We start from the raw sequence: 8785 nt of genomic DNA on the forward strand, positions 1-8785 counted from the left end.
CACCACCATCTACTTCATTATTTACAAAATGAACTGTACACCCAGTATATTTAACCCCCTTATTTATAGCAGCTTCATGAACCTTTAATCCGTACATCTTACTTCCACAAAAGGCTGGTATTAAAGATGGGTGAATATTAATTATTTTATCTTTAAATTCTTCTAATATTTCCCCTTTAAGTATTGATAAATAGCCAGCTAAAACTATTAGATCAACCTTTCCTTTAAGCCTTTTTAATATTTCATCTGAATCTTTTATAACTTCTGCATCTATGCCGTGTTTTCTAGCTCTACTTAAAGCATATATTCCTTCTTTACTTCCAATTACCACTTCTATTTCACAGTCTAAATTATTATTTTCTATTTCATCTATTATAGATTGAAGGTTTGATCCACTCCCTGAAGCTAAAACTGCTATTTTAAACAAACACCTTCACCTCCATAAGTCACATACCCTATCTCAACTGCCTCTTCACCTAGATTTCTTAATTCATTTAAAACATCTTTTGATATTTCTTTGTCGACGCATAAAACAAATCCTATTCCCATATTAAATGTGTTATACATATCTTCTTTATTTGCACCAAGTTCTACTAATTTATTAAATATATCTGGAACTTCGTAGCTGTCTTTTAAAACTACAGCAGTTAAGTTATCTTCTTTAAACATCCTTGGAATATTTTCATAAAAACCACCACCAGTAATATGAGCCATTCCATTGATCTTAAATTTTTCTAATATCTTAAGAATCGGTTTTACATATATTTTTGTTGGAGTTAATAAAGTTTTATATACAGCGTCTCCTTTATACTCCATATCTAAATCTTTAAATAATTTTCTAACAAGAGAAAAACCATTTGAATGAATCCCTGAAGATTTTAATCCTATAAGCTTGTCTCCTTCTTTTATATCTTTTCCAGTAATAATCTTATCTTTATCAACTATTCCTACTGCAAAACCTGCAATATCATAATCTCCTTCTTTATAAAACCCTGGCATTTCAGCAGTTTCTCCACCTATAAGGGAACAGTCTGATTCTATGCAGCCGTCAGATACACCTTTAACTAAATCAGCTGAAACCTTAGAGTCTAACTTTCCACAAGCTATATAATCTAAGAAAAATAAAGGCTTTGCACCATGACATAAAATATCATTTACGCACATAGCAACACAATCTATCCCGACTGTATCATACTTTTCTTTTTTACAAGCTATTTCAAGCTTAGTTCCAACTCCGTCTGTTCCTGAAACTAATACTGGTTTTTTATATCCTTCTGGAAGTTCAACCATCCCAGCAAATGAACCTAGTCCATTTAATACATATTCACTCATAGTTTTTTTTGCATATTCTTGTATAAGTTTAACTGACTTATATCCTTCTTCTATATTTACACCTGAATCTTTATAAGTTAACAAAACAAAATCACTACCTTTCAAGATTATCTTCTAAATCTTCCATAGGGGCTGAAACTGGATATACTCCGTTAAAGCAACCTACACAAAAATCCTTTTTACCACCTAAACTACTATAAACTCCATTTAAACTTAAATACCCTAAACTATCACACCCTATCTCTTCTCTTATTTCCTCTAAACTTTTATTAGCCCCTATAAGCTCACTTCTATAAGGTGTGTCTATTCCAAAGTAGCATGGGAATTTAACAATAGGTGATGCAACTAAAAAGTGAACCTCTTTAGCCCCTGCTCTTCTAAGTGATTCTATCAAATGCTTTGATGTAGTTCCTCTTACTATAGAATCATCTATCATAATTACTCTTTTATCTTTAACGTTACTTTTAAGTGGATTTAATTTTACAGCAACAGCTCTCTCTCTTAATTTTTGAGAAGGAGATATAAATGTTCTTCCAACATATCTATTTTTAAAAAACCCTACTTCATAAGGAATTCCTGATGCTTTAGAGTAGCCCATAGCAGCTGGAATTCCTGAGTCTGGAACTGCAATAACTATATCAGCTTCTATAGGATGTTCTTCAAATAACATTTTACCTTGGATTTTTCTAGTTTCTTCTACTGAAAAGCCATCCATAAAAGAATCTGGTCTTGCAAAATATATATATTCAAAGGAACAAGTTTGACAAGTTGTATTTTCAGAATACTTTATAGATTCAATCCCATTATCATCTATAACAACTATCTCTCCAGCCTTTACGTCTCTTATAAATTCTCCACCAATTGAATCTATAGCGCAGCTTTCTGAAGCTAGAATATATCCTTCTTCAATTTTACCTATACATAAAGGTCTAATTCCGTGTGGGTCTCTAACTCCTATAAGTTTATTTTCACTCATAATAACAATTGCAAAAGATCCTCTTACAGTTGAAACTGCATCTACTACTGATTTTTTAAGTCCCTTTTTAGCTCCTCTTGCAATAAGGCTAGTTATAACTTCTGAATCTACTGATGTATGGAAGGCATGCCCAGCGTCTTCTAATAATTCACGTATTACATCTCCATTAACTAGATTGCCGTTGTGGGCTGTTGCTATTTTTCCAAGCTTTGATGTACTAACTAAAGGCTGTGAATTTTCAATAGTTTTAGACCCTGCAGTTGAATACCTTACATGCCCTATTGAAATATTCCCATTAAACCCTCTTAATCTATCTAAACTTTCTTTATCAAAAGCTTCTGTAATTATTCCAAGCCCTTTATGAACATTTATATCTTCACCGTTACTTACTGCAATACCTGTACTTTCTTGGCCTCTATGCTGAAGCGCATAAAGACCATAATAAGTTACAGATGCTACATCTATAGGTTTAGTTGCATAAATCCCAAATACTCCACATTCATCTTTAAACTTATCGTTTTGTGGGTCCACTAACATTAAAGATGTATCCATCATATGACCATTCCCCTCACTTTAAATTATTTATTCGATATTCTACTTAATATTTCTTTATAAGCTTCTTCTACATTTCCCATATCTCTTCTAAATCTATCTTTGTCTAATTTTTCTTTAGTTGTCTTATCCCAAAATCTGCATGTGTCTGGTGAAATCTCATCAGCTAAAAGAACTCTTCCCTCTTCATCTCTTCCAAACTCGATTTTAAAATCTATTAAATCTATGTTTTGTTTACTAAAAAACTCTTTTAAAACATCATTTATTTTAGCTGTCATACTATAGATTTCATCTAGCTCTTCAAAAGTTGTCGCCCCTATAGCTACTGCGTGGTAGTCATTTATTAAAGGGTCTCCTAGTTCGTCATCTTTATATGATAATTCAAAAACAGTAGTTTTTAATTTAAATCCTTCTTCTATTCCTAACCTCTTTGCCATACTTCCAGCTGCAACGTTTCTAACTATAACTTCTAAAGGAACTATCTCTACCTTTTTGCAAAGCTGATCTCTATCGGTTAATTTTTTTATAAAATGAGTTTTAACTCCTTCTTTTTCAAGCATTTCAAAGATCATTGAAGTTATTGCATTATTTAAAACACCTTTGTTTCCGATTTGTGCTTTCTTTTCTCCATTAAATGCAGTTGCATCGTCTTTATAATGTACTATTACCTCGTTTGGTTTTTCTGTTTTAAATATTTTTTTTGCTTTTCCCTCATATAACATTTCTAAATTTTCCATTATAATTCAACTCCCTCTCCATTTTCTTCAATAAATTTCTTTTTCATATTTATTCTAAAGTTTATTAACTTTTCTTTTATCTCTGGATATTTAATGCTAAGAATTTGAACAGCCAGCATACCAGCGTTATAACTATTATTTATTCCAACAGTTGCAACTGGGATAGATTTTGGCATTTGAACTATAGATAGTAAAGCATCTAATCCTTCTATTTGAGCTTTAACTGGAACTCCAATTACAGGTAAAACAGTTTTTGATGCTATAACTCCTGGAAGGTGCGCTGCAAGTCCAGCACCTGCAATAATAACTTCAAAACCTTCTTTTTCGATTTCTTCTAAAGTTTCTTCTAACTTTTCAGGAACTCTATGTGCAGATAGTATAAAAGCTTTATAATCTATATTGAATTCCTTTAAAGCATTTGCAGCCCCTCTCATCACTTCTATATCTGATTTACTTCCAAAAAATATTGCGACTTTCATAAAACACTCTCCTTAAATCTATCTTTTTCTAAAATAATCTACACCTGATTTAAAAATACTTTGATCAAAGTTTCCATAAATGTTTTTGTATAAATCTTCCCCTGTTCTTTCTGAGTGAGCCATTTTTCCAAGTACTCTACCATCAAAGGAAGTCATACCTTCAATTCCGTATAAAGATCCATTTGGATTAAATGGCATATCCATAGATATTTCACCATTTAAATCAACATATTGAGTTGCAATTTGACCTGAATTAATTAATTTTTCTATTAATTCCTTACTACCTACAATCTTACCTTCACCGTGAGAAATAGGAACTGTATGAATATCTCCTAAATTTACGCTCTTAAACCAAGGTGAAAGATTTGATGTTACCTTTGTTCTTACCATAGTAGACATATGCCTATTTATATCGTTATAAGTTAAAGTAAGCATATCTTCTTCTAAATCTATTATTTTTCCATAAGGTACAAGTCCTAATTTTATAAGTGCTTGGAAGCCGTTACATATTCCAAGTACTAACCCTTCTCTATTTTCTAATAAATCATTTACTGCATTTTTTATTTTTTCATTTCTAAATACAGTAGCTATAAATTTTGCAGAACCATCTGGCTCGTCCCCTGCTGAAAATCCTCCAGGAAGCATAATTATCTGAGCTTTTGATATTTCCTCTCTTAAAATTTCTATAGATTCTTCTAAAGATTCTTTATCTGTGTTTCTAATTAAGACTTCAGAAACCTTTGCACCTGCTCTTAAAAATGCTTTTTTAGAATCATACTCACAGTTTGTCCCAGGGAAAACTGGAATTACAACAAGAGGATTTTCAATTGGCTCTTTGCTATATTTAATCATTTCTCTATCTATAAGCTTTTCTTTTATCTTTTCTCCACTTTTAGGAAGTTTTGCTTTAAATACATTTTGAAGTTTTTCTTCATGTATCTCTTCTAAATTATGAAGCTTAAAATATATATCAAATGATTTTGATATAATAACTGCATTTCCAATAGTTTCACCGATGATTTTATGATTTAATCCATTTAACTCAGCTTCAATATTTATATCCTTTGGAATTTCTAAAATCATAGTTCCGTAATCTAAATCAAAAAGCTCTGATGTGCTTAAATTAAATATATTTGCACCGATTTTATTCCCAAAACACATCTTTGTAATACCTTCAGCTACTCCCCCACTTTTAAGTGAATATGCAGATATTATTTTCTTTTCTCCAATTAACTTATAAACCTTATTAAAGTTTTCTTTAAGATTTTCTATATCTATTGTCATATCTGGATTTTTATCTGTTTTTAATAAAACTATTTTTGAATCCACCCTTTTAAATTCTGGTGATATTATTCTTTCTGAATCCTCTGTAGTTACTGCAAATGATACTAAACTTGGAGGAACATCAATCTCTCCAAAGCTTCCACTCATAGAATCTTTTCCGCCTATAGCTGGAATGTTAAAATCTATTTGAGCTTTGTATGCACCAAGTAGTGCACTAAATGGTTTTCCCCATCTTTCTTTATCATTTCCTAGTTTTTCAAAATATTCTTGAAGAGATAATCTTATATTCTTGTAATCTCCTCCCATAGCTACTATTTTAGTAACTGATTCGATTACTGAATAATATGCCATATGGAATGGGCTCCAAATTCCAAGTGCTGGATTAAAACCATATGTCATAAGTGATGCACTTTTGCTTTCATAATCCATTACTGGTATTTTAAAAGCTAACCCTTCTGCTGGAGTCTTTTGATATAATCCTCCTAGAGGCATTAATACAGTATTTCCTCCTATAGTTGAGTCAAATCTTTCTATTAAGCCTTTCTTACTACAGCAATTTAAATCTTTAATAACTTCAAGCCATTTTTCTTTAACATTTACATTTTGTACTTTAAAAGGATATTCTTTAGGAGAAGCTACCTTTATATCAATCTCTTCTCTATATCCATTAGTATCTAAAAACTCTCTTTTTATATTAACTATTTCTTTATCTTTCCAGATCATTTTAAGTCTATCTGTATTTGTAATATCAGAAACTATAACAGCCTCTAAGTTTTCTTCTCTTGAAAGTTCTATAAACCTTTTAGCATCTTCTTCTCTAACAACAACTGCCATACGCTCTTGTGATTCAGAAACAGCAAGTTCAGTTCCATCTAATCCTTCATATTTTTTAGGAACTTTATCTAAATAGATGTCTAATCCTCTACTTAACTCACCTATTGCAACAGATACTCCTCCAGCTCCAAAGTCATTACATCTTTTAATAAGTCTGCTTGCTTCTTTATTCCTAAATAATCTTTGGATTTTTCTCTCTACAACAGGATTTCCTTTTTGAACTTCTGCTCCGCATTCATTTATTGAATCCACTGTATGTTCTTTTGAAGAACCAGTAGCACCGCCTACCCCGTCTCTTCCAGTTCTACCTCCAAGAAGAATGACTACATCTCCTTTAGTTGGCTCTTCCCTTACTACATTTTCTTTAGGTACAGCTGCAATAACAGCTCCAACTTCCATCCTTTTAGCAACATAATTATCATGATAAACTTCATCAACTTGCCCTGTTGCAAGTCCTATTTGATTTCCGTAAGAACTGTAGCCCTTAGCTGCATCTATAGTAATAGTTCTTTGAGGAAGTTTTCCTTTTAATGTAGTTGAAACCTTAGCTGTAGGGTCACCTGAACCTGTAACTCTCATAGCTCCATAAACATAAGCTCTTCCAGATAGAGGATCTCTTATAGCTCCTCCAAGGCAAGTAGCTGCGCCTCCAAATGGTTCTATTTCTGTAGGGTGATTGTGAGTTTCGTTTTTAAACATTAAAAGGTACTCTTTAATTCCTTTATCTGTTTTTACATCCACATTTATAGAACAAGCGTTTATCTCTTCTGAGATATCTAAGTCCTTAACTTCACCTTTTTTAAGAAGCTCCTTTGTAACAATACAAGCTATATCCATAAGCTTTACTTCTTTTGAAGTTTCTTTTCCATATACAAATTCTCTTGATTTTAAATATGCTTCATATGCTTTTTTTACAGGATCATTAAATTTATTTTCTTCTATTTGGATTTCTTTTATAGATGTTTCAAATGTTGTATGCCTACAATGATCTGACCAATAAGTATCTATAACTTTTATCTCAGTTATACTAGGGTCTCTTTTTTCATCATTTTCAAAGTAGTCTTTTATCATAGATAGGTCATTTAAGCTCATGCAAAGCCCAAATTCCTTGTGAAATTTTTCAAGATCTTCTTTACTTAAAGAAGTAAATCCATTTAGTATTTCTACCTCTTCTGGATTTTTATATGTTTCATTAATATCATTACTATAAATATCAGTTTCTCTAGAGTCTACTGGATTTATATAATAATTTTTTATTTTTTCTATTTCTTTTTTGTCTAAATTCCCTTTTAGAATTAAGACTCTTTCAGATTTTACCTTACCGTCATGTTTCCCAGTTAATAACATAAGGCATTCTTCTGCTGAATCTTTTCTCATATCGTATTGACCTGGTAGATATTCTACTGAAAAAGCTATCTCTCCTTCTTCTAAGGAAATCTCATCTAAATATAAGTTATCTACAGGTTTTTCTGAAAATATAGTATATAATGACTTATTAAAATATTCTTCTTCTAAATTAGAAATTATATATTTATTTACTACACGAACCCTTTCTAAGTTTAAAATATTTAAGTTTTCCTTAAAATCCTTTAATAAAATCTTTCCTTGGACATCAAAGCCACTCTTTTTTTCCACGAATATAATTTTATTATTAATCATTTTAACCCTCCAAATCCCAATTATACACGAACATTTTTATTATTTTATTTAATTTCATTTGTTAGTTAAAGATTACCACTCTTCTTTAAAATAGTCAATATTAAAAACATATTTTGATTTATCATTCGTACTTAAACGAACTATATTTTTATTTTACTCTAAATATATTCGTCATATTGTAAATTATGTATTTTCCTCGCACTCTATTTTCCTATTTATTCCATGACGGCTGCTTATATATTTTTATGTTAATTTCAATTTCACTACAACATTGTTTTGCTTCTTTGTTGGTATTTTAAACTAATTGACTGAATAAAGCCTATATTTTATGTCCATAATCAAAATAATTAAAAACTCTAGAAATTTTCGAGGTGAGATTATGGTACATACATTTGCTTGTCCCCATTGCAATTCAAAACATTTTATTAAATACGGTAAATACAGGAATGTCCAAAGATATCAATGCAAGGATTGTCTTAAAACTTTTAATGAAGGAACTGGACTCATCTGGCATAATACTAGAAAGAGTGTGGAGCTTTGGGATAAATATACTCGTCTTATGCTATCTGGTTCTACTATTCGAGATTGCGCATGTAGATTAAACATATGTATTGAGACATCTTTTAGGTGGCGACATAAAATCTTAAAACATATTGAAACTTACACAGATTCTAGGAGAACTCATGTAGTTACAGCCATGAGACATACTAAATTTTTAGAAAACTTTAAGGGGCAAAAGACTCCCCCTGTTTGCACTATTTCTAGAAGGAAAAATATCTTTGTAGCTACAACTATTAACAAAAATAATTACTCTCTAGCTAAGATATCCTTTGATTCTATGAGTCCTACAAAGGAATCTATAGAAGATTTATTAAATGCATTTAACCCTGTATTTAATACTTATTTCTTTCCAGGTAAAGATAGGTTTTCTT

6 protein-coding genes and 1 pseudogene are annotated in these 8785 nt (G+C 31.0%); 1 reads left to right on the top strand and 6 read right to left on the bottom strand.

Going from position 1 to position 8785, the window contains the following annotated elements; all coding sequences use genetic code 11:
- The 6 genes from M4I33_RS12030 to M4I33_RS12055 all read right to left on the bottom strand — a co-directional run.
- The coding region (locus M4I33_RS12030) for a phosphoribosylglycinamide formyltransferase (RefSeq protein ID WP_257917018.1) at positions 1-427 on the bottom strand (427 nt) is incomplete at its 3' end.
- Positions 415-1416 (bottom strand): phosphoribosylformylglycinamidine cyclo-ligase, encoded by a 1002-nt coding sequence (gene purM / locus M4I33_RS12035; RefSeq protein ID WP_257917023.1) that lies wholly within the window; start codon positions 1414-1416, stop codon positions 415-417. The genes M4I33_RS12030 and purM, both read right to left, overlap by 13 nt.
- A gap of 10 nt (positions 1417-1426) precedes the next feature.
- Positions 1427-2863 (bottom strand): amidophosphoribosyltransferase, encoded by a 1437-nt coding sequence (gene purF / locus M4I33_RS12040; protein ID WP_257917019.1) that lies wholly within the window; start codon positions 2861-2863, stop codon positions 1427-1429.
- 23 nt (positions 2864-2886) lie between these two features.
- Positions 2887-3597, bottom strand: coding sequence for a phosphoribosylaminoimidazolesuccinocarboxamide synthase (gene purC, locus M4I33_RS12045; RefSeq protein WP_257917020.1), 711 nt, complete (start codon positions 3595-3597; stop codon positions 2887-2889).
- The gene (purE, locus tag M4I33_RS12050; RefSeq protein WP_257917021.1) at positions 3597-4076 is read right to left on the bottom strand and encodes a 5-(carboxyamino)imidazole ribonucleotide mutase; all 480 of its coding nucleotides are present in this window, start codon (positions 4074-4076) and stop codon (positions 3597-3599) included. Before purE ends, purC begins: the two co-directional genes overlap by 1 nt.
- 18 nt (positions 4077-4094) lie before the next feature.
- Positions 4095-7853 (bottom strand): phosphoribosylformylglycinamidine synthase, encoded by a 3759-nt coding sequence (locus tag M4I33_RS12055; protein ID WP_257917022.1) that lies wholly within the window; start codon positions 7851-7853, stop codon positions 4095-4097.
- Between the two features lie 379 nt (positions 7854-8232).
- On the opposite strand from M4I33_RS12055, the pseudogene M4I33_RS12060 reads away from it, so the two are divergent.
- Positions 8233-8785 (top strand): annotated as a pseudogene (locus M4I33_RS12060) (hypothetical protein); the annotation flags it as partial.

This window comes from Clostridium sp. LY3-2, from assembly GCF_024705715.1.
GTDB lineage: Bacteria > Bacillota > Clostridia > Clostridiales > Clostridiaceae > Clostridium.

Bases quoted from the DNA above. Each gene is read 5' to 3' on its own strand.
- M4I33_RS12055 (WP_257917022.1), bottom strand. From the start codon at position 7,853: ATGATTAATAATAAAATTATATTCGTGGAAAAAAAGAGTGGCTTTGAT.
- purC (WP_257917020.1), bottom strand. From the start codon at position 3,597: ATGGAAAATTTAGAAATGTTATATGAGGGAAAAGCAAAAAAAATATTT.
- purF (WP_257917019.1), bottom strand. From the start codon at position 2,863: ATGATGGATACATCTTTAATGTTAGTGGACCCACAAAACGATAAGTTT.
- purE (WP_257917021.1), bottom strand. From the start codon at position 4,076: ATGAAAGTCGCAATATTTTTTGGAAGTAAATCAGATATAGAAGTGATG.